21 protein-coding genes are annotated in these 26584 nt (G+C 61.4%); 13 read left to right on the top strand and 8 right to left on the bottom strand.

All coding sequences use genetic code 11. The features are described 5' to 3' along the window. Positions 1 to 2 precede the first annotated feature (2 nt). Positions 3 to 866: an HNH endonuclease signature motif containing protein gene (locus tag EAH76_RS03210; RefSeq protein WP_140848007.1), complete on the top strand. Its 864-nt coding sequence runs from the start codon at positions 3 to 5 to the stop codon at positions 864 to 866. Between the two features lie 128 nt (positions 867 to 994). Here the strand turns inward: EAH76_RS03210 and EAH76_RS03205 are convergent, their stop codons facing one another. The 4 genes from EAH76_RS03205 to EAH76_RS03190 form a co-directional block, all read right to left on the bottom strand. Further along, positions 995 to 1633 carry an OmpW/AlkL family protein gene (locus EAH76_RS03205; RefSeq protein ID WP_161988960.1) on the bottom strand — a complete coding sequence of 213 codons (639 nt, stop codon included), beginning with the start codon at positions 1631 to 1633 and terminating at the stop codon, positions 995 to 997. Positions 1634 to 1776: 143 nt separating this feature from the next. Continuing rightward, a complete protein-coding gene (locus tag EAH76_RS03200; RefSeq protein WP_140848001.1) occupies positions 1777 to 2679 on the bottom strand; it encodes a 3-hydroxyacyl-CoA dehydrogenase in 903 nt (300 codons plus the stop codon). A 27-nt stretch (positions 2680 to 2706) separates the two neighbouring features. Next, positions 2707 to 4203 (bottom strand): CoA transferase, encoded by a 1497-nt coding sequence (locus EAH76_RS03195; protein WP_140847998.1) that lies wholly within the window; start codon positions 4201 to 4203, stop codon positions 2707 to 2709. Between the two features lie 97 nt (positions 4204 to 4300). Continuing rightward, complete coding sequence (locus tag EAH76_RS03190; RefSeq protein ID WP_140847995.1) at positions 4301 to 5263, bottom strand: 3-hydroxyacyl-CoA dehydrogenase NAD-binding domain-containing protein; 963 nt, start codon at positions 5261 to 5263, stop codon at positions 4301 to 4303. Between the two features lie 129 nt (positions 5264 to 5392). Here EAH76_RS03190 and EAH76_RS03185 point away from each other — a divergent pair, with 129 nt between their 5' ends. Both EAH76_RS03185 and EAH76_RS03180 read left to right on the top strand, forming a co-directional pair. After that, positions 5393 to 8656 carry a TonB-dependent receptor gene (locus tag EAH76_RS03185; RefSeq protein ID WP_140847992.1) on the top strand — a complete coding sequence of 1088 codons (3264 nt, stop codon included), beginning with the start codon at positions 5393 to 5395 and terminating at the stop codon, positions 8654 to 8656. 124 nt (positions 8657 to 8780) lie between these two features. After that, a complete protein-coding gene (locus EAH76_RS03180) occupies positions 8781 to 10805 on the top strand; it encodes a PAS domain-containing sensor histidine kinase (protein ID WP_161988959.1) in 2025 nt (674 codons plus the stop codon). Between the two features lie 11 nt (positions 10806 to 10816). On the opposite strand, the gene EAH76_RS03175 is transcribed toward EAH76_RS03180, so the two are convergent. Then, positions 10817 to 11452, bottom strand: a complete 636-nt coding sequence (locus EAH76_RS03175; RefSeq protein ID WP_347233082.1) for a response regulator transcription factor — start codon at positions 11450 to 11452, stop codon at positions 10817 to 10819. A gap of 332 nt (positions 11453 to 11784) precedes the next feature. Here EAH76_RS03175 and EAH76_RS03170 point away from each other — a divergent pair, with 332 nt between their 5' ends. Further along, positions 11785 to 12189, top strand: a complete 405-nt coding sequence (locus EAH76_RS03170) for a hypothetical protein (RefSeq protein ID WP_140847986.1) — start codon at positions 11785 to 11787, stop codon at positions 12187 to 12189. Between the two features lie 78 nt (positions 12190 to 12267). On the opposite strand, the gene EAH76_RS03165 is transcribed toward EAH76_RS03170, so the two are convergent. From EAH76_RS03165 to EAH76_RS03155, 3 genes are all read right to left on the bottom strand, one after another. Then, the gene (locus EAH76_RS03165) at positions 12268 to 12627 is read right to left on the bottom strand and encodes a response regulator transcription factor (RefSeq protein WP_206667833.1); all 360 of its coding nucleotides are present in this window, start codon (positions 12625 to 12627) and stop codon (positions 12268 to 12270) included. Positions 12628 to 12842: 215 nt separating this feature from the next. Further along, positions 12843 to 14008, bottom strand: a protein-coding gene (locus EAH76_RS03160) for an IS3 family transposase (protein WP_140847979.1) whose coding sequence is annotated in 2 segments (ribosomal slippage) — positions 12843 to 13747 and positions 13747 to 14008 — 1167 coding nt in all. Because the reading frame shifts where the segments join, the coding sequence is not laid out codon by codon here. Positions 14009 to 14142: 134 nt separating this feature from the next. Continuing rightward, positions 14143 to 16890, bottom strand: a complete 2748-nt coding sequence (locus tag EAH76_RS03155) for an ATP-binding protein (protein WP_140847975.1) — start codon at positions 16888 to 16890, stop codon at positions 14143 to 14145. A 307-nt stretch (positions 16891 to 17197) separates the two neighbouring features. Between EAH76_RS03155 and EAH76_RS03150 the strand changes: the two genes are divergently transcribed. The 9 genes from EAH76_RS03150 to EAH76_RS03120 all read left to right on the top strand — a co-directional run bounded on the left by EAH76_RS03150 (position 17198) and on the right by EAH76_RS03120 (position 26584). Beyond that, complete coding sequence (locus tag EAH76_RS03150) at positions 17198 to 17632, top strand: hypothetical protein (protein ID WP_140847972.1); 435 nt, start codon at positions 17198 to 17200, stop codon at positions 17630 to 17632. A 306-nt stretch (positions 17633 to 17938) separates the two neighbouring features. Beyond that, on the top strand, positions 17939 to 18547 hold the full coding sequence (locus EAH76_RS03145) for an RNA polymerase sigma factor (protein ID WP_140847969.1): 609 nt from the start codon (positions 17939 to 17941) through the stop codon (positions 18545 to 18547). Beyond that, positions 18544 to 19599, top strand: a complete 1056-nt coding sequence (locus tag EAH76_RS03140) for a FecR family protein (protein ID WP_161988958.1) — start codon at positions 18544 to 18546, stop codon at positions 19597 to 19599. Before EAH76_RS03145 ends, EAH76_RS03140 begins: the two co-directional genes overlap by 4 nt. Before the next feature lie 815 nt (positions 19600 to 20414). Next, positions 20415 to 20579, top strand: a complete 165-nt coding sequence (locus EAH76_RS23870) for a hypothetical protein (protein ID WP_161988957.1) — start codon at positions 20415 to 20417, stop codon at positions 20577 to 20579. Positions 20580 to 20697: 118 nt separating this feature from the next. Then, positions 20698 to 21864, top strand: coding sequence for an HlyD family secretion protein (locus EAH76_RS03135; RefSeq protein ID WP_140847963.1), 1167 nt, complete (start codon positions 20698 to 20700; stop codon positions 21862 to 21864). Further along, entirely contained in the window at positions 21861 to 23255 is a 1395-nt protein-coding gene (locus EAH76_RS03130) for an efflux transporter outer membrane subunit (RefSeq protein ID WP_140847958.1), read from the top strand. The genes EAH76_RS03135 and EAH76_RS03130 overlap by 4 nt, the downstream gene beginning before the upstream one ends. A 78-nt stretch (positions 23256 to 23333) precedes the next feature. After that, positions 23334 to 23465 (top strand): hypothetical protein, encoded by a 132-nt coding sequence (locus EAH76_RS24715; protein WP_277754251.1) that lies wholly within the window; start codon positions 23334 to 23336, stop codon positions 23463 to 23465. 753 nt (positions 23466 to 24218) lie between these two features. Further along, the gene (locus EAH76_RS03125) at positions 24219 to 25100 is read left to right on the top strand and encodes a sensor histidine kinase (RefSeq protein WP_140847954.1); all 882 of its coding nucleotides are present in this window, start codon (positions 24219 to 24221) and stop codon (positions 25098 to 25100) included. Beyond that, complete coding sequence (locus tag EAH76_RS03120) at positions 25097 to 26584, top strand: ATPase domain-containing protein (protein ID WP_140847950.1); 1488 nt, start codon at positions 25097 to 25099, stop codon at positions 26582 to 26584. Before EAH76_RS03125 ends, EAH76_RS03120 begins: the two co-directional genes overlap by 4 nt.

Here is a 26584-nt window from a genome sequence, read left to right as displayed (position 1 = left end):
ATATGGCGCAAGCCGCAGTGAAGAAAGTCCGAAAGGCACCCGGCACAGACACTTTAAAGCGGTTGTTCGCGCTTTCTGGTAACCAATGCGCGCGCCCTGGCTGTCCGACCGTGCTGATGTCCGCCGAGGGCACACTCGTGGCTGAGGTGGCGCATATCGCTGCCGAAAGCGAAGGCGGTCCGCGATGGGATGCCAAGCTCAGCCAAGAGGAGCGTCGCGGCTTCGAGAACCTCCTGCTGCTGTGCCCCACCTGCCACACGCTCGTCGACAAAGATCCCGTGAAGTACAAGAAGTCGACTCTCCGGCAGTGGAAGCGTGATCGGGAGGCACGCTTCGAAGCGATCGGCGACTTGCTCCAAAAGTCCTATCTCAACGAGATCACGGACGATGCGAACACGATCGGCGCAACGCTTCCCAAAGACCTAGCCGCCTATACCAGCTTTTTGACGGCAAGGGGCGAAACGCCTTTCATCGACGAGGATACCCCTCGCGAAATTGCCGATTATGTCGAGAAGTTGCGTCATCTCGTCGCGGAGGACCGACAGCTCATGGTGGCCGTGATTGAAAAGGCGCTAGCGCTTGGCGGCCGGCGCGAGAGCGAGCACGGGATTACCGTTCATATCGATGATTTGAAGACGATCCGGATCAACCATAGCCGCCTGTCGAGCCACCGGATTGGGAAGCTGGCGAAAACTCTGGATCGGCACAACCTGGGCTCGATCGATGCCGACGACCAAGAGTATGAGCTGTTCATCAGCGGCCTGGGTAACAACTTGAGCTGGTCTGAGCTGATGGCATTCGCCGAAAGTAAGGGTACGACCCTTCACGCGCTGCTCGTCGATCTAAAATTCGGCCTGCTCGACTGATCGCGAGGGCATGTACACTCCGGGTGCTGCAACATGGTGCCCGGGATCCCCGCCTCAGGCTTTTCGACCAGTCCATCTGTTCTTTCAAATCTATCGGATCAAGAGCTTCTGGTCCGGTGCAACAGTTTTCAGAAATGGTACGATAGTCCGCCCGTAAGAACGACAGGGTTGAGTCGAATATTGGCGCTGATCGGCGTGTCGCCGAGAACGGCTGTGGCGTTGGTCTTCAGGATCACCTTCTTGGCATCCAGGAACAATGACATGTGTCGCGACAGTTTGAAGTCGGCGCCGGCCTGAAGCACCCCACCCACATGATTGTCCACTCGCAGTTCGTGAACTGCAAGATCCTCGTTCTTGAAGATCAGAAGCAGCACGGCGCCGCCGCCCACATAGGGCTGTAAGCGTCCGAACTGGGTGAAGTGGTAGTGCGCGGTCGCCATTACGGTGCCGTACCGAATGCGGCCAAGCGCCCCATACGGTGTGAGCGTCCCCGCGCCGTCGACGGTCGCGCGCGGCGGAAAACCACCAGTGATTGAGAGACCGAGGTTCCGACGACGATAACCGATTTCGGTAATCAGCGTGACGTTGGGATCGATCGAGACAGTTGCACCCGGGATTGTGGTGCCCTGCGACCTCACCACGGCATTCGCATCGAACAGCACCGCGCCTGGGCCGACATGAAGATAGAAGTCGTCCTTGATCCGATGCGGCCCCGCCTCCGAAGGCAGGGTGGATGCGCCCTGCACCCCGCCTGCCGCAGTTGCCATGTATGCGAGCCCCTGGGTGACACCTTCATCATTCGCGCCGCTTTGGGCGTATGACGGAGCCGAAGTCAGGAGGCAAACTCCGGGCGCTGCGAGCGCCCAGAGAAGCCACATGATCAGGTGTCCGCCAGATTCCTCCCGGCCGATCACGACGGTAGGTACGCGATGCCCGTGAACGGGCCATGGCCGGAGAAGACGATGCTGCTTTCATCCGGATCCGTCAGACTGACGGCATGGACGAAACCACCAAGGTCGCTGACGAACGCACGGTGTCCCTTGCGGTCGATCGTAAGCCCGATCCCCTCGTGAAGACCGGACAGAACGATTTCCGGATCCATTGTGAAGTCGCGCTCGATGCGGGCGCGGTTGAGGGTGTTGCCGCGTGGGGGATCGCCGCGATCAGTCCAGTAGAGCGAACTGGTCTCGGCATGCCAATCCAGATCGATCGGTTCTGGCAGATTGTCGAACATGACCTCGATGTCAGCCCGTGCCGCTGGATCGGCGCCCTCCGGCAGATCGAGCGGCGCGCGCATGATGCGCCCTTCGTTGCCGTTGGGCTTGCCCTTCTGCGTCCAGTAGAGATAGCCGCCGGCAGGGTCGACGGCCACGCCGACGCAGTGACGCCGCCGGTCTCGCCGGTCCTCATCGGTCGAGCCGGTTTGCACCAGTACCGTTTGGGCCGATCCGTCGAGGCCGGCGCGCATGACCCGCATACCTTCGCGGTCGCACCAGTAGATGTATCCGTTCGTGGCATCGCACTGCATTTGCTTCGGCGTGAACGTCTTACCTGTCGGGATCACGGTGACATGCCCGGTGCCGTCTAGGTCGACACGCTCGATCGAGCCGTCGTTGACGTTGAAATCCTCTCCGTCGTGGCTGGTCCCCATGTAGGTCCAGAAGATATGCCCGTGCACGGGGTCGACCGAGATGCCGTCCGGTGCAACGCCCAAGTCGGCGACCAGGGTCTTCACGTCGGTTCCATCGGGCGCGATGGATAGGAGTCGGGATGGGCTGCCGATATTAAGCAGCAGGATGCGGTCCGAGGTCATGTCAGTGCCTTTCTTTCGGAGATGAGGTCAGAGCCACTTCGGCTCGGCGGAGCCGCGCGGCTCCATCACGAAGCGGTAGCTGCCGGGCGTGTCCGACATCACGACCTGCTCGGTCACACCGGTGTACAAGCCCATCGGCGTCATCGCCGTGAACTGGTCGGGATCGACATACGTGTGCTCATCATCCGATCCTGCCGTCGCCTGCGCATAGCTCTTGTCGAAGATGCCCATCGACATCAGCCACAGCGTTACCTTCGAGAGCGAAACGACGACCTTGTAGCTTCCGCCTTCGGTCGCGCGACGCTTGAGCGCCTGGAGGATACCCACGGTCGCCAACCAACCCGCGACATAGTCGTTGACGACCTGGATTGGCGGCGGGGTTGGGCGTTCCTCGGTACCTTCTAGGTGGAACAGGCCCATGGTGAGGCCAGTCGACACATCGAAGCCTACCCGCTTTGACCAGGGTCCGGTCTCATTGGCATAGACGATCGACGTATGGACCAAGCCAGGGCGGACCGCGCACAGCTCCTCGGCGGTCAGGCCATGGCGTTCCAGAACACCAGGTCGCCGGTTTGCGTAGAACACATCGGCTCCAGCCACCAACTCCATGAATTTCGCGCGCGCTTCCGCCTTTTTGATGTCCAGCATCGCCGAGCGGCTGCCGACATGAGAGGTATAGAGGAACACGTTGTGCTCCCAATCCTCGGGCGCCCAGACATTGAGAACATCAGCACCATGAAGCGCCAGCGCTCGTCCGATGGAAGGCCCGGCGATGACGTGGGCCGAACCAAGTGCACGGATGCCCGAAAGCGGGTCTTGGGGGTTTGCCGTGAACGGCACCGGGTCGCTATCCGCGATTTTCTCGACCGAGATTAACGGCTGGTCGCGGAGACCTTGCTGAAACACGTCCATCCCGAGGATCTGGTCCAGCGACCGACCGAGCGGCATCACGATGCCTGCCGCGTTACCCGCCTCTTCCAGCGCTTCGCCGTCCCATCCCTTGATCGCGCGCGCTACCGCTTCCTCGGTGCTTGGAACGCCCAGAAACGCCCCGGCATCGCGGTGCAACCGTGGGTAAAAGTTGGTCGGCAGCACCCACTTTCCGTCCTTCGTCTGGTAGAAGGTGCCGAAGAACGGCGTGTCCGGTTCGGTGTAAATGCCGCCGTCGTAGCCGTTGACCAGCTCCCAACGCCGGTCGATGAACGGGCTGAAGCGGCGCAGCGCCTTGCGCACGTCGACATGGATGTCCTGCGCGCGGCCGGTCCGGTCCTTCCAGATCGACGCGATCATCGTCGACTTGGCGGCCATGGCAACCGCAGCCATCGCGCCGAAGCGGACGACGCTGGGAACGATCGGATCCTTCCCGTAGAAGCTGAGCGCGCCACCGCTATCCGCGGTCGAGGCGCCGACGCTATTGAGGACAGCCTCGGTTTCCGCCGCCATGTCGAAGTCGCTGGTGTGCGACCGGTTGGCAAGATTGTATTCGAGCTGCTGAGTGAACTTCTCTCCGGTCTCGACGGACATGATGATCTCCTCATTGGAATAAATGATGATTGAGAATGCGCACGGCCTTCGCGGGCCGATGTCAGGGGCCTGGTAGGAGCGGTAGGTTCTCCGGCCGTCAGGCGGCAGCCTCGACCGCCGAAAGGCCGTTGATGACGGCGACCTCCTTCGCATCGCGCGTCTCAGAGAGAGCGTAGAAGGAGGTGGTCCCGTATGACCGTCCCAGCTGCTCGGTCAGCAATGCCTTCGTGGCGTCGTCGAACGCTGCCGTACCGAGGTGCTGCCAAGCGGCTTCCATCGGGGGGCCGAGATGCTCGATGAAGTGCGTCAGGCCGCCTGGACCCCCGCCCAAGTGGAACGAGAGGAACGGTCCCGACGTGGCCCAGCGAATGCCAAGCGAATTGGTGACCACGTCGTCGAGCTCGTCCAACGTCACGACGCCCTGGCTGACGAGGAACACAGATTCCCTGAAGATCGCTGCCTGCAGCCGATTGGCGACAAATCCGGTGATCTCCTTCTTGATCTCCCGGGCGACCTTCCCGATCCCGTTATAGAAGGCGAGTGCCTGCGCGGTGACTTCCGGCGTCGTCTTCGGCGTCGGGACCACTTCGACGAGCGGCATCAGGTGCGGCGGATTGAAGGGGTGTCCGACGACGAGACGGCTCTGGTCGGTCATCTCGGTAAACTGGACCGAGGCAGGGATCGTCGAACTCGACGAGCACAGCAGCGCGTTTTTCGGCGCCGCAGCTTCGATCGCTTTCCACAGAGCCTGCTTGAAGGCCGGCTTTTCGGGTCCGCACTCTTGGACGAGATAGGCGTCGATCACAGCTTGCGAATTGTCGCTCTCGAACGACAAATTTCTCTCGACGTCGGCGATGTTATAACCGAGCTCTTCGAGTGCGGGCAGCGCAGCCGCCACGATCGCTTTAACTTTCGGCTCGACCTCCGGGTCGGGGTCGCTAACGATCACCTTCAGACTGTTGACGAGGAAGAGCGCCGCCCACGACGCGCCGATGACGCCGCCACCGATGATGGCGGCCGTCTTGCCGGCAAAAGGACGATCCGAAGAAGAAATAGGCATGGTCGGTCTCCGCATGGATGAAGCGTCAGCGCACCGGCCGGGCGCTTTTTCGCTAACCCGGCTGTTCGATGGTTTTGGCAGGGTCCGCGGCTCGACTGAATCAGCCGAGTAGGCCCATCAATCATACCCTTGGATGATCCGGGCGACCGGAGAGATGATCTGCGCATGGATGTGGAGTGGTTGGGGACGTCGACCGAGCGTCATGAATTCGTCGGGACGCCTGTGCTGAAAGGCAGCGATGGGGATACGGAGCCCTTAGCAACCGTAGATCGTTGCGTTCGGTCCATTTCCAGACGATATGGATCGAGGTCGTTTCAGTTGCCAATGGATGGCGCTACGTTAACCGGCGCGCTGGGGGAAAGTCAGATGCGTCGACGCCATTATGTCGTCGCCGTTACAGCCGCGCTAACCGCGATGCCGGCTGCCGCGGCGCCGAAGAAGATCCATCTTAATCCCGGCCGGCTTACGACCGCGCTCTCGCAGCTAGGGGCGCAGGCCGGTATCAACTTGCTGTTCTCTCCCGCCGATGTGGGTGACAGGCAGACATCGGGTTTGGATGGCAACATCCCACCGGACTCCGCGCTCGATCGCCTGTTGCTTGGATCGGGATTGGCCTTCCGCCGGACAGCCGACGGCGCTTTCGTCATCTACCGGGTGCCTGACGCATCGGTCGCGCAACAAGCGCTGCCCGACATCGTCGTTGTGGGAAGGCGCACGCAGAACGCCGACATTCGGCGGACGACGAACGACATTCAACCCTACCGGGTGGCGACGGCGCGCGAAATCGGCGGCTCGAGCACGGACAACGCCGATCAATTCCTGCGCAACCGTCTCCCGGCCAACGCCGAACTCCGAACACCGTCGCAGAACCCTGCAGACGAATTTGGCAGTACGCGTTCGGAGATCGACCTGCACGGGCTCGGCCCGGAACAGACCCTGGTCCTGGTGGACGGCCTGCGGATGCCCAGCATCCCGAGCCTTACGACCGATCTCCTGCAGCCGGACATCAACGGACTACCGCTTGGCTCGATTGAACGGATCGAGACCCTTTCGACCTCCGCGAGCGGCATCTACGGTCCAGGCGCGACCGGCGGCGTCGTGAACGTCGTGCTCAAACGTGACTATCGCGGTGCTGCCTTGACGGTGGACACCTCGCTCAGCGAGCATGGTGGTGGAGATCGGCGCCGTGTCGAGGCGAGACTTGGCTTTACTCCAGATCACGGAACGACCGACGTGATGGTCGACGTGGGGTATCAGACGATCGACACGCTACGCGAAGGGCAGCGTTCGCTTACCGAGCGGACCAACGCGGTCGCCAGCCTGAACGCGCCCACCGCCTATCTCTTCAACTTCCCGACCGCAGACGCCGTCACTGTATTCAGCCAAGCGGGAAACCTCTCACTCAAGCCGGCATTTGGCAGCGGCACCCTCGGTGCCGGCAACACATACCTGGCGCTTACGACGCCGCGCACTCCTGCGACTGTCTCCTCGGAGCTCGTCGCGAACGCGGGTACGATTCCCACCACGCTTTCACCCGATGCAAACGGCGAAGACCGCCCGCTCCTCAGCGGATCCTCGGCGCTGTCCATCCTTGGCAGCGTCCGGCATCATTTCAGTCCGGCCATCGAAGGTTTCGTAGACTTCATAGGTCTCGAGAACCGCGGGAGCGCGCTGGGTCAAACGGCCGGAAGCTCGGGATTTGTCAGTGGATCCGCACCGACAAATCCATTCGCGCAAGGAGTGCAAATTACCTTCCCGCTGCCCGGCTTTGAAACCGCACTCGTCACGCGCACCAAGACGGCCCGGGTAACGATAGGCATGATCGCCTCGCTGCCCAAGGGGTGGAAGGCCGATGGCAGCTACAGCTTCGGAGGGGTCCGCAACGAGATAGATCAATCCGGCACCACCCTTTCGTATACCGCGTCGCAAAGCCTTAGCACCGGACGTCCCGGTACAGACGGAAAGCCGTCGCTGAACCCATTTGGCGACTGGCAGACTTTCGTCACCAATTTGGCTGCCTACCGCACCAGCCTCACCGGCCACTTCCTTTTGAAAAACGACTTCAGCGACGCAAATCTTCGTCTTGCCGGTCCGATATTGCGTCTGCCAGGCGGTGAACTCACCTTGACGACCCTCGTCGAACGCCGCCGTGAAAGCGAACCGGTTTCGACCGTGACCGGAAGTACGGAGTTCGCGCCGGACGGCTACGCATACCAGACTCCCAACGTCTCGGAGCAGGTCACCTCCGGTTATGCGGAGTTGCGGGCGCCAATCGGCTCACCCGAGGCGAAGTTTCCGGGGTTGAGAAGCCTCGAGCTGCAACTCGCAATAAGATACGATCGCATGCGTTTGGACGCGCCGTCGTTCTCCGACTTGACGACGGGCGATGCCGAGCGCGCCAGCGCGCATTACGGCACAACCAACTATACGGTAGGTGTCCGCGCGTTCCCCTTGAAGCTGCTTATGGTCAGAGCGAGCGTTGCAACAGGCAGCCTGCCCCCGACGCCTAGCCAGATCGGAGGCTACAGAACCTCGATCCTCGTGCAGGATGCACAGCGCGGCAATTCCTTCAACAGGGTCGCCTATCAGGATGGCGGTTCCCTCCAGCTTCAGCCGGAGAGCGCTCGGTCATTCTCGATTGGAGCGGTCTTTAACCCCAACGGTCGAACAGGACCTCGACTTTCGATCGACTACGTCCTGTTGGAGAAGCGCCGCGAAATCGTTGCACTAGGTCTTACATCGGACCAACTCATCAGCAACGAGGCGGCCTTCCCAGACCGTGTCGTGCGCGCGACTTTGACGGATGCGGACCGGGCGCTCGGCTATACCGCTGGCGCTCTGACGCTGATCGACGCTACATCCATTAATGGCGGCCATTCTCGCGTTCAGACGGTGGACATTGATCTCAGCTGGGCGATCGCTTTTCACAAGCTCGGAACCGCCCGCTTCTACGGAGCGGCAACATGGGAACCGGAGTTCAGTCAGCAAATCGCGCTCGACGGGCCATGGATCAGGCGCGACGATCATTCGGACGGTCCGCTGGACTGGAAGGGCAATGCGGGGATCGATTGGTCCCTAAACCGGCTTTCGGTTGGACTGAACGGCCAATATTACTCGAGCTATTATGTAAGCGCCTCGTATGGCACCCCGAGCTACATACTCGCCCTCCAGGGTGCAGATCGGGTTCCGGCGCAAGTCTATCTGGACCTCGACATGTCGTACAGGATCGACGTTGGTCGAAGCGAGGGAAGGCCCCGCGAAATGATCTTCCGCGCCGGCGTCACGAATTTCCTCAATCACGCGCCACCGGCCCTGTATGGCGGGCCGGGCTACAGCTTCTACGGAGATCCCCGCATGCGTCGCTTCTCCTTCAGCGTAGCGTCGGCCTTTTGACGATAGCCGGCACAATCGGGCGTAGTGGTGTGACATGGTGTCGCATCCTCGTCGCGCCATATCCCGAGCGGACCGGTTTCGTCGCTCCGGCAGCGATGACGATCGGGCCGAAATAGGAAAGCATGTGGAAGATCTCGCCCACTCCCTCGCGGAGCATCTCGCTCTCAGCCTGATTGTTCGCGATCGAACCGGAGCAGCGACGCTCTGGAACCCAGAGGCCCAACGTCTCTACGGCTGGTCACCCGCAGAAGCGCTGGGCCGAGACGTCGACACCCTGCTGCGGTCGCGTCCCAGCGAAGACGCCGAAACGATCGAACGAAAGTTGCTTCGCGACAGACGTTGGGCAGGCGACGTCTACCGTAGGACCAAGGATGGGCGGGAGATCGCGGTATCCGTTATCAGGACGATCGCCATCTCGGAGCAGAACGAAGTCGTCGTCGAGACGTCAAGCGAGCGACTAATCGACGGAAGTGACGATGGCGAGACTCAACGCCTCGGCTCGCTGTTTCGCGCGATGTCCGGGTCCTGCTGGCAATTGGATGTCGGACCAGCTCTGCAAATGCTCGATGCACTCGCCGACAGTGGCATCACCGATCTTGCGATGCACGTTGAAGACCATCCCGACATGAGTGACCGGGCGATCGAAGCCGTTCGTATTGTCGAAGTGGACGACGCTGGTGTCGAGATGTTCCGAGCGCCGTCGCGGGTGGCGGTCCTCGATAGCAACTGTAAATGGGCATGGCCCATCAGTTCCCGGGGCATCTTCGCGGCCGCCCTGGTGGCGGCATGGCGTGGGGATCCAGCCTTCACGGCGCACGTCGCTCTCACCCGTTGGGATGGCGCGCCGCTGGATGTTCTGCTCACCGCACTTCCCCAGGATGGCGATCGAAAACGACGGATCGCACTCTTCGGGTACGTCGATGTCACAGGTCTGAAGCAGACGCAGCGCGATCTGGAAAAAAGCGACGAACGATACCGGCGGCTGTTCCAGGCAATGGCCGCCGGCTACGTCGAATTCGACTTTGCAGGCGTCGATGCCGAATTCGAACGCCTCCGCCTCGACGGGGTCACCGACTTGAATGTCCATTTCGCGCATGATCCTGGTTCACTCAGGCAAATGCTCGGAACGATCCGCATGCTCGCGCTAAGCGACAAGGCGACCGAAATCCTGCACGGTCGCGTCGCCGTCGAAGGCGGTGCATTTCGCACGGCGATGATTCCCTCGGGTGACGAGGGGCCGATGCGGGACGTTTTGGCGGCCCGGTTTCGCGGAGAGCCGGTCGCGCCGTTCGAAATTGCCGTGTCGGGAATGGATGGCGAACGCATCGACGTCGTCTTTGCCATATGGGCGGGGCAATCGAGCCGCTCGAACGAGCCCGTGCTTGCAAGCATAATCGATATTGGGGATCGCAGACGAGCCGAGTTGGCGCTGCATCAGGTCCGTTCCGACTTCGCCCATGCCGCCCGGGTCGCCATGCTCGGCGAGATGACGGCATCGATCGCACATGAGGTCAACCAACCGCTCGCGGCGCTTTCGACATACGGGCAGACCATTCTCCGGTGGATCAACAGGCCGGTCCCCGACTTAGACGAGGTCCGGGCGCTTGCTGAGTACGTCGTGGCGGACGCCGAACGCGCGAGCGCGATCATCGCCAGGATTAGGTCGATGACCGTCAAGGGCGCCCCCAGATCGGAACCGCTGTCGCTCAACGAGGTGGTTTTGGAAGCGATTGAGATCGTTCGCAACGACCTGGCGAAGGGCGGCGTCGAGCCGAGGATCGCGCTCACCGACGCACTGCCCACCTTTCAGGGAGACCGCGTTCAGATTCAACAGGTCCTGGTCAATCTCATCATCAACGCCGTTCAGGCCATGGCGAACACGCCAAGAGCGGAACGCCTAATATTTATCACCACTTCGCTCGTCCCCCCCGGCAGGCTGGAGGTTATCGTCGAGGACACGGGACCCGGCGTCCCTGCCGACAGTCGGGACCACCTCTTCACCAGCTTCTTCTCGACCAAGGAGAATGGCATGGGCATAGGCCTTCCGATCTGCCGATCAATCCTCGACGCACACGATGGTGAGATCGAATTGCTGGAAAGCGATCGGGGTGCGCGCCTGCGTGTATGCCTGCCTATCACCCCAAGCTGACCCCGTAATTCTTAAACGGCCGGCTTGTCTGCTTTCACCCCGAGCTGCTGCGCCATGCTTACGAGATCCGGGAGCGTCGCCGCGGACATCTTCCGCATCGCCGACCCGCGGTGGATCTTCACGGTCACCTCACTAAGTCCGAGCTCGAAAGCGACCTGTTTGTTGAGCTTACCGATGGTGACCAGCGACATCACCTCACGCTCCCTCGGCGACAGGGAGGCGTAACGTTTCGCCAATGTTGCATTCTCCGCCGCTACGACACGACGTGCGCCGTCGCGTTCGAGCGCCGATGCGACGGCGTCCAACAGATCCTGATCGCGAAACGGCTTGGACAGGAAATCGACGGCCCCGGCCTTCATCGCCCTGACCGACATCGGGACATCCGCGTGTCCGGTGATCATGACGACGGGATAGAGTATCCCTAGCGATTCGAGCTGTGCCTGAAATTCGAGGCCGCCGATCCCAGGCATTCTGACGTCGAGCAGCAAACAGCCTGGCGCGTCGTCGAGCTTCGCCTCGAGGAACGCACTGACGGCCTCGTAGCTGCGCGAAACGATGCCTACGGATCTGAGCAAGCTTTCGATGCCGAAACGCAGCGACGCATCGTCATCTATGATGTGAACCACTGGTTGATCGAGCATCTGCATACCTTCGCCTATTGCGACAAACCGAGCAAACCGTGCTGGTCCCGCACGAGTTTGCCCCCCCCGGCCGATTACCGTATTCTAAGCTAAGTTCCCACACACCGTTCGCCCATCGCGAGGGGGGGTGATGACGAGCGGAAAATAGAAATTCGTCCTGTTCCCGAAAAGCCAGACTTCGATGCCGGTGTTTGAACTGTCTACGAGTGAGACGCCGGTCGGGCGAGCACCGCTAAGGTACAGCCTCATATACCAAAGCATGACCGTCGTGCCCTCGTGTAGAATGGCACGACGCATTCGTTCAGGCCATCTTCGTCAGCATTGATGGAGATGGTACCATGGCTGACGAACAGATTTATCGCAGCTTTCCCGCAACCTTGAGCTTGGATCAGGACGGCGAGGAGCACCCCCAGCCATCAAACGCCGTTGCGATTTGCGGCATCCAACCAAAGGATCACCGACATAGCCCCGATTTCCCGGACTGCGGGACTGTCGGCATGCGTCACCGCTTGCGGGAGACTCGCCAGTCAGGGAAAATGCTGCGCCGGTCGATAGCTTATACGCGGACCGCCACGCCGGCCCTCATGGCCGCGGTCATGCGGATCACGCCGCTTGAGTTCGAGCTAATTTGCTGCTCGGTCAAAGAGGCATCAAGCCTCCTTGCCAATACCACACGGCGCGTCGCAAAGCTCGGGCGCGCAACGCAGCTTCAGGCGGGTGGAACTTCGGCACGCTACGCTTGACCCGCTGGGGGTACTGCCCGTGCGTTCTACGGCGCTTCAGAGGAAACTTCCTTCAGCGCTCGGGTGAGACCTGAGCCGTCAGCTGGCCGGAAAATGCACCTCAAGCGCGCGTTCGAGCAAATCGATGAACTGATTCACATCAAACGGCTTCCGGAGGACGGCGAACGCACCACTTGCCTTCGCGCGCGCATGAAGCGCGAGGTCATCGCGTGCCGTCAACATGATCACGGGGATGCTAGACCCCCGCCGCACGACCTCTCGTTTGAGCGCAATTCCGTCGCTTCCTAGCATCTGAATGTCCGTCACGATGCAATCACATTGCTGCAATCCATCTTCCGCTAGGAATCCATCAGCCGACTGGTACCCCGCCACGACGTGCCCGAGCGACCGAACCAAGCTCATCAGCGATCGGCGCACGGATAGGTCATCGTCGATCACCGCGACATGGGATGGGCTATGCAAGGGGCGCGTTACGGGTGCCATAAGGCATTCTCTCTATCACCAATGTGGCCGGGCGAAGCTCACACAAACGTACTGACGATCACACAAACGTATTAGCGCCGAACCGAGACCATTTTAAAAGGTGCGACATTGTCACCGGAGGGCTGACGATCCTTGCTGCCCTCCGCTCAAACTGACGTGCCCCCCGCCTTTCATCCAGCTGCAACCAGAGACCGACCGTTATTGTCGCGCAGGAGCGCGGGTGAAGCAACGGTCGGGTTTAAACCCGACCGTTGCTTTTCGAGTTCGGCGGCGAACGCCGCCGGTGTGGCGTAACCGAGCGAGGAGTGCGGCCGCTCGGTGTTGTAGTCCTCGACCCAGCGGGCGAGGATTGTGCGCGCTTGGCGGACCGTGAAGAACAGCGTCTCGTTGAGCAGCTCGTCGCGCATGCGACCATTGAAGCTCTCGATGAACCCATTCTGCGTCGGCTTGCCCGGCGCGATGTAATGCCAGTCGACCCCGACATCGCCTGACCAGGCGAGCACCGCGTTTGAGGTCAGCTCGGTGCCATTGTCGCTGACGATCATCCTAGGCGCGCCACGCTCGGCGATCAGGTCGCCCAGCTCGCGCACCACCCGCTTGCCCGATATCGACGTGTCGAGCACCGCCCGCAAACACTCACGTGTCACGTCGTCGACAATGTTTAGGATACGGAACCGCCGCCCCGTGGCCATCTGATCATGAACGAAGTCCAGACTCCAGCGCTGGTTGGGTAGCGCCAGCACCGGCGCAGGTGCCCGCGCGCCGACGGCGCGCTTTCGTCCCTTCCGGCGACGGACTGTCAGACCTTCCTCGCGGTAAAGCCGCTGTGTCTTCTTGCGGTTGACCGTGATGCCCTCCCGCCGAAGCAGGATGTGCAACCGCCGATAGCCGAACCGTCGGCGCTGCTGCGCCAGCTCGCGCAGACGCGACCGAAGGTCGCCATCATCCGCCCGTCTCGAGCGATACCGCATGCTCTTGCGATCCGCCCCGACGACAGCACACGCCCGCCGCTCGCTCATCCCCAGCGCCGTCTGGAGATGCGCGACCGCTTCCCGCTTCGCGGCAGGCGTCACCATTTTTTTGAGAGCAGGTCCTTCAGACCTGCGTTGTCGAGCATCGTATCCGCTAGCAGTCGCTTGAGCCGCGCGTTCTCCTCCTCAAGCGCCCGCAACCGCTTCGCATCGGATACCTCCAGGCCACCGAACTTGGCCTTCCACGCGTAATAGGTCGCGCTCGACATCCCGTGCCGTCGGCACAGATCCGTCACCACCGCGCCCGCCTCGGCTTCCTTCAGGATGCCGATGATCTGCTCTTCCGAAAACTGCTTCCGCTTCATCTGTCCGTCCCTTCTTCGGGGTCGGACTCTAGCTCCAACTGGAGGAAAAAACGGGGGTCACGTCAAAACGTCGATCGTGCGATTGACGGTAGCGCGATAGCAGGACTTGGCGCGGCACCTGATCATCAGCCGGTTCATGCTGTCTCCACGTTCAATATCAGCTTGGCTTGTCGGAGGTCGAACGTGTCGAACCCTTCGGTAAATCCCGCATAGATGTCCGCAAGAGAATCTCGTGCCTCCGATGATCGCCCGTCCGCGTCTAGAACGACGCACAGACTCATTGCGGCCCTGAGCGCCCATCCTCGCGATCCTAGTCCGTTTGCCATGTCGAGAGCCAGCCGGACGAGCCGCTCAGCTTCGGCGATACCGGCCCCTCCTGTGCTGTTCAAATGACGGAGGCCGCGTAGGCGATAGACCTCCTCGCGACACCAAATCGCATCGTCACGCTCCGCGCGATGATCGATCCACGACCCAAAATGCGCCGGATGCGCGGTGCATCCCATGGCGCGCGCGTAGGGGCGAAACTCCATCTCTCGCCGAGCAAGCTGGCTAGGAAGTTCCGCTTCGTTCTCCTGGCGCAGAGGTAGTAACGCGAACTCGAACGCGCTCTCCCACGCCTTCCAATGTTCCACGCGCAGGCTTGCGGCCTGCGTCTTGACGATATCCAGCATGCGGTCAGCCAGCGCCAAATCGCGAAGCCAAAGAGGCACCAACGCACCACTCGTCAGGACATGGTAGAGCGAAACCAGATGATCGAGGCTCATGGCTTCCGCCAAAGCCATTTCGAGATCCGCGCGCGCCTGATCCGGAAATCCGCAAACCCAATTGGAGCGCGCGCGATTGGTGAGGGCAGATATGCGGGGATCGATTTCGAAGGGCAAGGCAGGCGGCAGACCAACAATAGCAGCGCCGCCGCACAACATGTCATCGGCGACTACCTTCGCCTCCAACGAACGACCGAGAAAGAACAGCGAGTGGGTCAAGTGGGATTGGTGCTGAAGCTGCGCCATCGGATGGCCTGCGCGCCGCGCTGCCGGGCCGACTTGTGCCGCATAGGATGCAGCTACCTCACATTCGAGATCGGCGCCCCGGCTCTGAAAGAGCCCAAAAAGCGCAAGCAACTCTTGGTTTGCGTCGCCGATGTCCTGCGCCAACGTCAAAGCTTGGAGAAGGGCTGTCCAAAATACCGGCGTTACGCCGTTCTCAAGATCCGCCAGAGCTAGAATGTTCGCAAGCCGCATCTGGAGGCTCGCATCCGGTGGTGTGATTAGCGCGGCAGGCGCAGCCACGCGTTGGGTCCAGCTATGAAACTCGGAAATTAGTAAAAGATCGATCCAGGTTGGTGCCGACGCAATGATGAGTTCGCAGCTCATTCGAACATCGCCGTCGGGCGACAACGCCCATTCGAGACTTCGGCGTACATCGTCGATGAGGTGACGCGACACACCGCCAGATCGCAACTCTGCCCGGTCGGGGCCGGTGAGAAGTTCAACCAGATATCGGGCGCTTGACCGGCACAGCTCTGGCAGCTCCCCGGCTTCCTCCGTCTTTGCCATGCCGAACTCGCGGGTAATCTCGGCAAGGCGATAGGTAGGCAAAGGTCCGCGATGCTCGACCGTTAAAAGCGATTTGGACGCTAGACTGGCCACGAGATCTGCGGCGTCAAGCTCATCCGCGCCTGGTGCGCCGGCGAGCGCAATCGCCATCTGCAGTGGAAACCAGCCTCTGAGGATAGACAACCGGCGCAGCGCAAGCTGTTCCTCGCGCGTGAGAAGATCGTAGCTCCACTCCAACGTCGCCAACATTGTCTTCTGACGTGGACGCGCGTTGCGGCGACCCTGGGTCAAAAGAGCGAGCCCCCGATCGAGGCGGCCGAGCAGGGCGGTCAGGCCAAGCAGGTCGACACGGGCAGCGGCGAGTTCGATGGCAAGTGGCAACCCGTCCAACCGGCGGCAGATGCTCGCCAGAAGCGGAATCTGCGCGTCGCTGAATTCGAAACGATCGTTGTTTGCCCGGGCAACAGCTAAAAACAGCTCGAGCGCAGGGTAGGAAAGAGCCACATCGCGGGACAGGGGGCCATCACCCGAAGGGGCGGCAAGCGGCTCGAGTCTGACGACGCGCTCTCCAGCAATGCCGAGGGGTTCTCGGCTCGTCGCCAGCACATGAAGCGTTGGCACGTCTTGCAACAAGGTCGCGACGACAGCTGCAGCCGCAGCGATGAGATGCTCGCAATTGTCGATGAATAGCAGGACCGGCTGAAGCCTTAGCCGTTCGACAATCGCCGCGACAGGGTCCCCGTCGCCCACCTTCACGCCCAGCACCTGGGCAATCGTCGATGCGATCAAGCCAGGGTCCTGGAGCGGTGACAGATCGACGAACCGACACCCACCCTTAAATTCTGCGCCCAGGCGTTTGGCGGCAACGAGCGCAACCGATGTCTTTCCGATCCCGCCAGGCCCTACAAGGGTTACGAACCTGTGCTTCAAAGTGCGCTCGATCACCGAGGACACCGCCTCATCCCGGCCGATCAGCCGGACTAAGGCTGCCGGGAGATCCTGAGGCTGTAGCGCTCCCGTCTCACCGACGGGTCCAATATACATATCTTCCGCGAAATGGATCGGGGCGACGAACAGATAACCCCGACCGGGTAAGTTGGTTATGTAGCGCGTGCCCTCCTGGCCATCCGAGAGGATCCGGCGCAATGCCGCGACATGCACGGTAAGATTGCTCTCGATAACCGTGGTTGCCGGCCATGCAATACGCATCAACTCTTGCTTGCTGACAAGCGTCCCCGCACGCTCGACCAGCGCAAGAAGGATGTCGAATGCCCGGCTTCCTAGCGGCTGCGGATCTCCATCACGCATCAAGGTGCGCTCGACCACCGACAACCGGAAGGGTCCAAAGGTGTATGCGTTACGCGTTTCACTCAACGCAGTTGCTTCCCCTGAAAACTCGTCATGACGATACCAAAAACATCGGCCGCGTCCACGACCACCACCGTAGTAGAATTAGCAACCGACGCGACGGCAGCCGGCGGTTTTTACCCTGACCGCTGAGCAGCCATAGCGCTGTTTGCGTCCGGATACACTGGTGCTGGCGGCCAGGGCGTTTGCTGGAATTAGCAATGATTAATTCGCGTTTCGGACGGTTGAGCGGCAGCATGTCCACCTCAACGCAAGGGAAACGGCGATGCGACATCAAACATCGAAAGCGTGGCTCTCCCCATCCGACAGAGCGATGCCGGAGTTGGGCATGGGTCCGCCTGGGTTCCGAAGCGGCATCGGCACCGACCTAAAAGAAATTAGCTTGGAGCCGATGTGGATTTCGATCTCGATGCCGTTCTGTCTTGCGAAGGGTAGCGAGATAGACCGCAGCGCTTCAGGGGATACCGCGATGCACATGATCAATCTGCAAAGCTACGGTCATACGGCTCTCCGGCCGTCGGCTGTACGCCTCCGCACGAATATACCGAATACGGCGCGAGCCAACGCTCTTACCACGCTCAACTGCGCGCTAGAAGCGGCGCAGCGCTGGACGAAGATTGACCCTTCCGCCCTCGACGAGATTCAGGACGCACTGGATCTGGCCCAAGACGCTCTCCGGCAGCTGCACGCGCTGGGCTGAGGAGCTAACATGATACATCCGGAGCGACCTTAGCCCGGAGCAAACCACGACAAGTTGACCCGCCGCGCAACTGGCGTCTCCGCGGTCTGGCTGGCGCCCATGTCGCCTATCGATGCGTTGACCAAGATCCGCAGACGACAAGCATTTGTGAAAATGGCACCGACCCAGTGGGCTCGACCGCCCGCGGCCGGTAGCAATCGTCCGCCAATGCCCAAACGCGCGGCTGGTCCAAACAAAGTTTCCGGATAGATCGCTTTCTCACGCCGGGCAGCTGTGGATTTCCGAGAAAACAGCGTTCTGCAGTATATGGCCGCACTTGCCCTCACATACGATCACGCCCCGCAAAGGCTGGCGCTTGCATGGCGGCTGGTCCAAAACGCCGTGATGGACGCGCACAACGCAACAGAAGAACGGGCGGAAGCGCTGGCGGAACGCTTTGCGTCGCTGCGCGGCTCCCTCGTATCCTGGTTTACGCGGCGGGTCTCCGATGCGCACGATGCCGAGGATCTGGTCCAGGAGAGCTTTCTCCGCGTTGCTCAGCAGCCCGACCTCGATGCAATGGAGCATCTGGACGGCTACATCTATCGCACAGCCGCTAATGTCCTCACCGACCGCTACCGCCATGTGAATAGATTGAAACGACGAGCTGTTCTGGTGCCGATCGACGATGACCATGGGGTCGCCGACGAGATCGATCCTCACCGTGATCTTGCCGGCAGGTTGGAACTCGACGCGCTGTCAGAGGCGATGATGTCGCTCCCGGAGCGTACTCGCGTGGTTTTCATTCTGCGGAGGGTTGAAGGTCTTCGTTACAAGGAGATCGGCATCCGTTTGGGCATCTCCGTGAGCGCCGTAGAAAAGCACGTGACAAAGGCGCTCGAACTGCTCGCGCTGCGAATGGAGTCATGGCAATGACCCCCGCAGCCTTGGATTGGGACGACGTCGCTGGCCTGTCTCCTATCGAAGCCGCCGCTCTGTTCGTCGAGCGGTCGCAGCGCGACGAGGCGCCGATCGAAGATGCTCTTCTGGATCGTTGGCTATCGGCCAGTGAGGAGAACAGACGCGCTTGGTCTTCTGTACGGGACGCCTGGGACTTCAGCGACGCGATCGGCGATGACTCCGCCTTTGCAAGCATGCGAGCCGCGGCGCTCCGTGCGCGGCCCGAGCGGCATCGTCCCGCGTGGATTCCCTATGCCGCCGCCGCGAGCCTTCTGGCGTGTGTGGGGTCCTTCACCCTTATCGAGTTGCGGCGCGGATCGTCTTCCGATCCCAGTTCCGTCGTCGCGCAGCTGGACACAGGTTCTACGGCGCGGTTCGGGCGACCGGATTTCTCCACCGGACAAGGGCAAACCACTCGCTACGCGTTGCCGGACGGAAGTCGTGTGACCCTATCGCCTGATAGCGCCGTAGATATTGCGTATTCCGACGGGAAGCGGCTGGCTCGGCTGGTCAAAGGCCGTGCTGCATTTGATGTCCACCATGATCAGCGTTCTCCATTCCGAGTCGCTATCGGCGACCGCGTAGTGTCGGACGTAGGCACGTATTTCATCACCAGCCTGGATGGCTCCCAAGTACGCGTCGCTCTCATTCGCGGAAGCGTCGCCATCGCGCGTGGCAATGATCCGAGACGCTTCCCAGCGAGCGGCGCGGTGTTCCTCAAACCCGGCCAGGAGTTCGTGGCGAACGCGGGTGAGACCGGCCGCGTACAAGCAAGCACAACGCCGGGGTCTCGCCCGATGATGGTGACGTTCGAAAACGAGCGTCTGGTCGACGCTGTGGCCCGGATGAACCTCTACTCGGACGATAAGATGATTGTCTCCGACCCGAAAGTCGCCTCACTGCGGATCAGCGGATCGTTCAAGACCGGTGACTCGGCGACGTTCGCGCGGACGCTGTCCGAACTCTTTCCCGTCCGGATAGAGCGCTTCGCTCCGCATACCCTACGGATCGTTCGTTCGGGTCGGTAGCAGGGGGTTCCGGAAAGCGGCGACCGCTCGATTATTGCCGATGGAACCGCCCGGCGTGCCTGCCATGTCAGCGCAAGCGCGCGGTCGCATGGGAACCTACCGTAGCAACTCCGGGCGGCTAGCCGAAATTTCCGCCGGGCGAGGCCGTTCGCTATCGACGGCCCTGCACGAGGTCGAGGACGAGTTGGACACGGCTGGGGGACATTCCTGCCTGCTTGGCCTCGCGCACTGATGTCGACACGCTGGTTGCAAGCTTGGAACGAACACCGATCGCGAGGACCCGAAGTGCCTCGAGGTCAGGATCCGCGAGTTCTGTTGGACTTCGAAACCCGAAAAGCCGGTTCACCGCGCGTCGTAGCTTACCTGGGCGGACGGACGACGAGCGTGGGTCGGACATGCCGATGCGTACAGCCGTCAATTCGAGCTCCGAGAGTGACGGGGCCGTCGAAACGACCAAGGACAACCCCGGCGATCGCGCGGGGGGCGCCACATCCAGAAAGCTACTGAAGGCTTGTTTGGCCGCGCCCTGCATTTTTCGCCTCCGAGCCCCGCAGGGGGGCGGGCCGGCTGGGGGGAGGCCGGCCCGCCTGCACGCCGTGGTTGACGTGCGCAGCGGAGCGGGGGGGGCGGGCTCCGTCTGCATACCCCTTTTCTCTTATCGATCGCACGCGGGCTACCAACCATGCGGGTCGTTCGGCTCATACGAAAGGGTGATCCACATACCAGGGTGCCTGATCGACCATCCGCGTGGCGAGGGCGCATTGATTGTGGGTAGCCGGCGCCGGTCGCGTGGCATCCAACGCAGGAGTCCAACAATGCGCATGTGTCTCGGGGTCTTCGGCCTCATCCCCTTTGCCAGCGTGGCGCTTTCCCATGTTCTGGGAGACCTCGCGATCAGTGCGGTCGTTGTTTTGGCGCTGGCCGCCGGTTTCCTCGGATTGGCCTCGTCGGGTAATTCCAGATCGAGCCACACCCACTGAGCAGCTGCGTAAGCATAACAGTGCCGACACAACCGATGCAGGTCCGATCCCGGACGGCTCACCTACCCACACGACATCCAAACCAGCAAGACAAGCGAGCCGCCATAGGGAGGGCGTTATGAGCACGACAGTTGCCGACGTGAGGCCGGACCCGCAATCCCCCGGTCCGGCACCAACGCCGGCGCCGCCATCTCCGGATACACCCACGGGCCCCACCCCCACGCCCGAAGCATCGCACTGGCGACCGACGGCCCGATCGAAGTCGACGCTGGGGATCATCGCGCTAACTATGCTGATCGCCATTGCCGCGATTCTGTACGCATGGCGGCTGCCGCCCTTTGCCGAAACGGTAATAACCACCGAGAATGCCTACGTGCGCGGGCGTACCACCACCGTGGCGCCGCAGGTCAGCGGCTATGTTACGCAGGTGTTGGTACGCGATTATGAGGACGTCGCCGCGGGCCAGATCTTGGTGCGCATCGATGACAGCATCTACCGAGCACGCGTCGAACAGGCCCACGCCAACCTCTCGGCCCAACTTGCGGCCCTCGCGAACAGCCGGCAGGCTCGCGCGTCTCGCCAAGCGGGCGTGCAGTCGCAGGGTGCCGGGCTTGCCGGTGCGGAGGCACAATTGCTGAAGGCCCGCGCCGATATGGCGCGCGTCGACGACCTCGTCAGCGATGGATCGGTGTCGCGCCGAGAGCGCGACCAGACGGCAGCCGCGCTCGCCCTCGCCGAAGCGCAGGTGCGCCAATCGCGGGCGGCCGGCGACATCGCACGACAGGACGTGCGGACGGTCGACGTCGGCCGCGGCGGGCTCCAGGCGCAGGTCGAGGCGGCGCAGGCGCAGCTTAGGCTTGCAGAGATCGACCTAGGCCACACCGTCATTCGCGCTGCCGAAGCCGGCAGACTGGGCGAAGTTGGCGTGCGCCTCGGGCAGTATGTCACCAACGGCTCCGCCCTGCTCTCGCTCGTACCCCCGGAGCGATGGATCATCGCCAATTACAAGGAAGCCCAGACCGCCCGGATCGTGCCGGGGCAGCATGCCCACTTCAGCGTGGACGCGCTTGGCGGTGCGGCATTGACGGGCCGTGTGGAACGGTTGTCGCCGGCGGCCGGCTCGGAATTCGCGGTTCTGAAACCGGACAACGCCACAGGCAATTTCGTGAAAGTGCCTCAACGCATCGGTGTTCGGGTCGCAGTCGATCCGCACCAACCACTGGCGGCACGTTTGCGACCTGGCATGTCCGTCGGCATGGCCATCGACACGGGAGAGGGACAATGAAGCGCTTCACGACGCTCGCCATGGTTGCCACTCTCCTGGCGTCCTGCGCCGGCCCGCGTCCTCAGGCTCCTTCGAGCGCAGCGGTCGTCCCACCCGCGGGGTGGCGCGACGCTCGCGACCTGGGTCCGGCTCCGGACGCGGCGTGGTGGACTGGTTTCCATGACCCCGCACTCGACGCGATCGTCGAGCAGGCGCTTCGCAACAATGTCGATATTGCCATCGCAGCATCACGGGTCGAGGAAGCGCGTTCGCAGTTCCGCCTGGCAGGCGCGCAGCGCCTTCCCGACCTTTCTTTGGGGGTCGGCGGCGGCTACCAACGCGACGTCAACGCCTTCGGCATAGGCACGGATCAGCGCGTCGATAGCGCACAAGCGACACTTTCCTGGGACGCTGATCTCTTTGGACGACTTGCGAAGGCGAGCGACGCGGCCCGAGCGTCGCTGCTGGCGACCGAGGCTGCACGAGATGGAGTCCGTCTTGCCGTCGCGGGTGCCGCAGCGAGCGGCTATGTCGGGCTGCGCGCACTCGACGCGCGATTGGTTATCCTACGCGCGACGCTCGTGGCTCGCAGCGAAGCCCTGAAGCTCGCGCGGCGTCGCTACGAAACCGGATATGCCGCCAGTCTCGATCTTAGCCAATCCGAGGCCGAATATCGGAGCGCCGAGCAGTTGATTCCGGCGACGCTGCTGGCGATACGTCGCCAGGAGAACGGACTTAGTGTCCTCATGGGCACGACGCCTGGCGAGGTCGTACGCGGCACGGAGCTTTCAGCAATCGGATTCCCCACGTTGCCGAACGATCTACCGGCCAATCTCGTTCGCCGCCGGCCTGATATCGCACAGGCGGAACAGCAACTCGTCGCGGCCGACGCTAGCCTCGACAGCGTTCGCGCATCGTTTTTGCCCGACCTGCGCCTGTCGGCGTCGGGTGGGCTGGTCGGATCGAGCCTGATACCCGATCCGATCAGTGTCTTTTCGCTGGGAGCGAGCCTGCTTGCGCCGATTTTCGATGCGGGCCGTCGCCGAGCACAACAGGGGGTTGCCGCGTCCCGACGGGATGAGGCCGCCTTCGCATATCGACGCACCGCGCTCATAGCTTTTCGCGAAGTCGAAGACGCGATGGCTACGGTTGACCGTTCTCGCGAGCAGGAGGTCGCACTGGTCGCGCAGCGGTCCGCCCTCGATCGCGCGCTGAAGACCGCGACGGAGCGGTATCGCGCGGGCTACTCGCCTTACCTCGACCAACTCGACGCGCAACGATCGCTCCTTGGTGCCGAGTTGGCGCTCGCGCAGTCACGTAGTGACAGGCTGACCGGGCAAATTGCGCTCTTTCAAGCGCTGGGCGGCGGTTGGCGAGCGACCGAACCTTCGACCATCGCCAGCGCCAAGTGAAGCACGAGAATATCGAGCAGAAACTGGAATTTTGGGACCGGATGGCAATTGCTAGCCGGCAAAAGCGAAGGAGTGAGCATGACAGAGCCGCTGAAACCGGATCCAACAAAAATTGATTCCGATCGAGACCATCTTGAGGCGCTGATTGACGAGGCTGAGGAGGATAGCTTTCCGGCGAGCGATCCTCCGTCCTCGGGAAAATTCGATTAGCCGACGACCCGCGTAGTGGAGGAGTCGATCGCCCGGCTACAGGGAGCAGGTCGCGACAACCGCTTCATCGCCAATGCCGTCGATACTTCCGCAGAAGATATGAAATTGCAGGTGATTGAGCTGCGCAATGCGGTGTCGGAATTCTTATCGCACATGCGCAAAAGACGGAGAGGGAGGTCGCGAGGTTGTCTGCGTTTGCCGCCAACTCCGAATTTGGGCCAACTGGTGATCCAGTAGCGGCTCAGTGGCGAAGGGTCGCTCCCATACGGAATCGACTTATTGCATCGCCTGCTATCTTCAATTTCCGGCAGCGAATGACCCGTTCCCCGCCATTCCGCGCGCCTATTCGCCTCCCAAACTTCCGACGTTCATTCAGCTGTGCGGGATTGCCCTGCAACTCCGCTGGAACGGCGAGATTTGGGACTTACCTGCCATCTTCGCGCGAACTGTTGAATGTCGGCTTCCCGCAGAAGCCGCCTTTCAAGCATTCGGTTCCGGAACGTCCGCGAACGGGCACGGCTGACCCCGTGCTGTCAGAGAGCTTCTCGGTGCCATCAGGCCGAAGGCAGCCGGTAGACGGGTGCGAGACCCGTTCGGTTGCGACACCGGCTTGCCGGGTCGTATCGGATCGGACGCTCCGTTGGCACCGCTTGCCGGCGTTTGTGCAGCGCATTCTCGAGACCTCCGCCTGATTCAACTTGCCGACGCCAAAAGACGCTGGCAATTAGTGCGGTATAAGCCAGGGGTCTTATCTTGCCGACGACAGCGCCAGATTCGTCAGCGCTCCGCAAGAGCAAAGCCAGCGCTTCATTGCCGGACGGGCAATCCCATGAGTCGCGAACATCGAATGGTGGTGGCACCGCTTCAAGCGACCTGCACCAACGTATCGCCGATCTGACTCGAGAGAATGCGCGGCTCACCGAGGCGGTGGCGGCACGCGACGCTTTCCTCGCCGTCGCCGCGCACGAATTGCGCAATCCGATGACGCCGATCGTCGGCCGGCTGGACCTGTTGCGGCGGACGCTCGACAAGGCGAGCAAAGAGAAAATCGAGTGGAGTTTAGACCAGATCGATTGGCTCATATCGAGGTTTGTAAAGCGTGCCACGACTCTTTTGGATGTTTCGCGCCTAACTTCTGGGGTAGAAGTCTCGATTGCCAAAGTCCCGGTCGAAGTATGTGAGTTAGTCCGGCTGATTTCCGAGAACTTCAGACCATTAGCTTTGCACGCACGGTCCGATCTTAAGATTAAAATTCCGCAAGACGCGCTCACGGTGATGGCGGATAGTCTGGCACTGGAACAGATAATCGATAATCTTGTATCGAACGCAATCAAATATGCTGGCGGCAAGCCGATCCTTATTAAGGCATCCGCTGACACCGGGAAAGGCGTCGCTCATATTGCGGTGTCGGATGACGGACCCGGAATATCGCCGGATAACGTAGAGCGCATCTTTCAACGCTTTGAGCGTGCCGTGAAGCCAGGGGAGCATTCTGGCGGATTTGGCGTAGGGTTGTGGATCGTGAAGCAGCTTTGCGAGGCAATGGATGGAACAATCGAGATAAAATCGACGCCGGGCGCTGGTTCGACTTTTTGCATCACATTACCTCTCGCAGGCTCGAAGGAGCCGGAATGACTGATATGTTGCCAATACCAATTTCCAAACCAGACCGCGTGACCAGCGGCATCGATGGTCTCGATACGATATTAAGCGGCGGGTTCATTCTCGGTGGGATGTATATCGTTCAGGGGACGCCGGGCGCGGGCAAGACGATCCTGACCAACCAAATCTGCTTCCATCACGTTGGCGTGGGTGGACGCGCGTTGTTCGTCACGCTGTTGGCCGAGAATCACGCCCGGATGATCGGCAATCTGCGGGGATTATCGTTTTTCGACGAGGCAATGATACCCGATCAGATGAGCTATCTGAGCGCATTTAACGAAATGCGGGATGGCGGACTTGAAGCGTTGGGCAAGCTCCTACGCCGCGAGATTTTGCGAAGCCGCACGACGATGCTGGTGATCGACGGCCTGGTGTCGGCGCAGGCGAGCGCAAAAAGCGACCAAGCGTTCAAAGAGTTCGTGCACGATCTTCAGGAAGTCGCGCTCGCGACCGACTGCACAATGTTCCTGACGACCAACGCGGGAGACAAGGTCTCGCCCGAGCAAACGATGGTCGATGGCCTGCTCGTGCTGACAGACCGCATGTATGGCTGGCAGGCGGAAAGCGACCTTCAGGTCACCAAATTCCGGGGCGGTGGCTTCCTTCGCGGGCGTCATTCCTATCAGATCAGCGACGACGGTGTGACCGTATATCCGAGGATTGAAGCCCGGTATGCACACCCAAGTCGCGGAGCTGAATTATCGACTGGCCGTGCGTCGATGGGCATCGATCGGCTCGATGCCATGCTTGGTGGCGGTGTGCCGATCGCCTCGACGACGATGGTCATGGGGCCATCGGGGGCGGGCAAGACCACAATGGGCATGCATTTCCTGTCCGGGTCGTCGGAGGCCGAACCTGGGCTTATGTTCGGTTTCTACGAGACGCCTACGCGGCTCGCTGTGAAGGCTGATCGTCTCCGCCCGGCTCTACGGCCTCTTCTCGATAACGGGACTGTCGAGTTGCTCTGGCAAACGCCTACGAGTGATTTGATGGATGCCTACGGGGAGCGGCTTCTTGAAGCCGTGCATCGGCGTAAGGTCAAAAGGCTTTTCATCGATGGCCTTACCGCTTTCCAGAGCGCCGCCATCGATCCATCACGTATCGGCAATTTCTTCTCCGCACTGGCAAACGAACTCCGCGTTCTCGGCGTGACAACTGTGTATTCGTTGGAAGTCCCCGATATCTTGGGACCGGCCGTCCGCGTCCCGGTCGATGACGCTTCAAGCCTTGCCGAGAACATGATCCTGCTGCGGTTCGTTGAGCGACGGTCGCGTCTCTATCGTCTGATTTCTATCCTGAAGGTCAGAGACAGCGATTTCGACCCCTCGCTCTATGAGTACGTACTCGGCGACACAGGCTTTCAGATTCGCGATACGACCAACACCGTCGAGGACATTTTATCAGGTTCCTCCGACCGTGAAGCCGAGGTAGGCGACTTCTCTAAGCACGGAGGCTAA

Source organism: Sphingomonas glacialis (genome assembly GCF_006439055.1).
Classification (GTDB): Bacteria; Pseudomonadota; Alphaproteobacteria; order Sphingomonadales; family Sphingomonadaceae; genus Sphingomonas; species Sphingomonas glacialis_A.
The sequence above is the reverse complement of the archived record's forward strand: the minus strand, read 5'-3'. Positions and strand labels throughout refer to the sequence as shown.

What these genes read in the sequence shown, in the direction of transcription:
- EAH76_RS03210 (WP_140848007.1), top strand. Translation starts at nt 3, where the DNA reads ATGGCGCAAGCCGCAGTGAAGAAAGTCCGAAAGGCACCCGGCACAGAC.
- EAH76_RS03205 (WP_161988960.1), bottom strand. Translation starts at nt 1,633, where the DNA reads ATGGCAACTGCGGCAGGCGGGGTGCAGGGCGCATCCACCCTGCCTTCG.
- EAH76_RS03200 (WP_140848001.1), bottom strand. Translation starts at nt 2,679, where the DNA reads ATGACCTCGGACCGCATCCTGCTGCTTAATATCGGCAGCCCATCCCGA.
- EAH76_RS03195 (WP_140847998.1), bottom strand. Translation starts at nt 4,203, where the DNA reads ATGTCCGTCGAGACCGGAGAGAAGTTCACTCAGCAGCTCGAATACAAT.
- EAH76_RS03190 (WP_140847995.1), bottom strand. Translation starts at nt 5,263, where the DNA reads ATGCCTATTTCTTCTTCGGATCGTCCTTTTGCCGGCAAGACGGCCGCC.
- EAH76_RS03175 (WP_347233082.1), bottom strand. Translation starts at nt 11,452, where the DNA reads ATGCAGATGCTCGATCAACCAGTGGTTCACATCATAGATGACGATGCG.
- EAH76_RS03170 (WP_140847986.1), top strand. Translation starts at nt 11,785, where the DNA reads ATGGCTGACGAACAGATTTATCGCAGCTTTCCCGCAACCTTGAGCTTG.
- EAH76_RS03150 (WP_140847972.1), top strand. Translation starts at nt 17,198, where the DNA reads ATGCGACATCAAACATCGAAAGCGTGGCTCTCCCCATCCGACAGAGCG.
- EAH76_RS03145 (WP_140847969.1), top strand. Translation starts at nt 17,939, where the DNA reads ATGGCCGCACTTGCCCTCACATACGATCACGCCCCGCAAAGGCTGGCG.
- EAH76_RS03140 (WP_161988958.1), top strand. Translation starts at nt 18,544, where the DNA reads ATGACCCCCGCAGCCTTGGATTGGGACGACGTCGCTGGCCTGTCTCCT.
- EAH76_RS23870 (WP_161988957.1), top strand. Translation starts at nt 20,415, where the DNA reads ATGCGCATGTGTCTCGGGGTCTTCGGCCTCATCCCCTTTGCCAGCGTG.
- EAH76_RS03135 (WP_140847963.1), top strand. Translation starts at nt 20,698, where the DNA reads ATGAGCACGACAGTTGCCGACGTGAGGCCGGACCCGCAATCCCCCGGT.
- EAH76_RS03130 (WP_140847958.1), top strand. Translation starts at nt 21,861, where the DNA reads ATGAAGCGCTTCACGACGCTCGCCATGGTTGCCACTCTCCTGGCGTCC.
- EAH76_RS24715 (WP_277754251.1), top strand. Translation starts at nt 23,334, where the DNA reads ATGACAGAGCCGCTGAAACCGGATCCAACAAAAATTGATTCCGATCGA.
- EAH76_RS03120 (WP_140847950.1), top strand. Translation starts at nt 25,097, where the DNA reads ATGACTGATATGTTGCCAATACCAATTTCCAAACCAGACCGCGTGACC.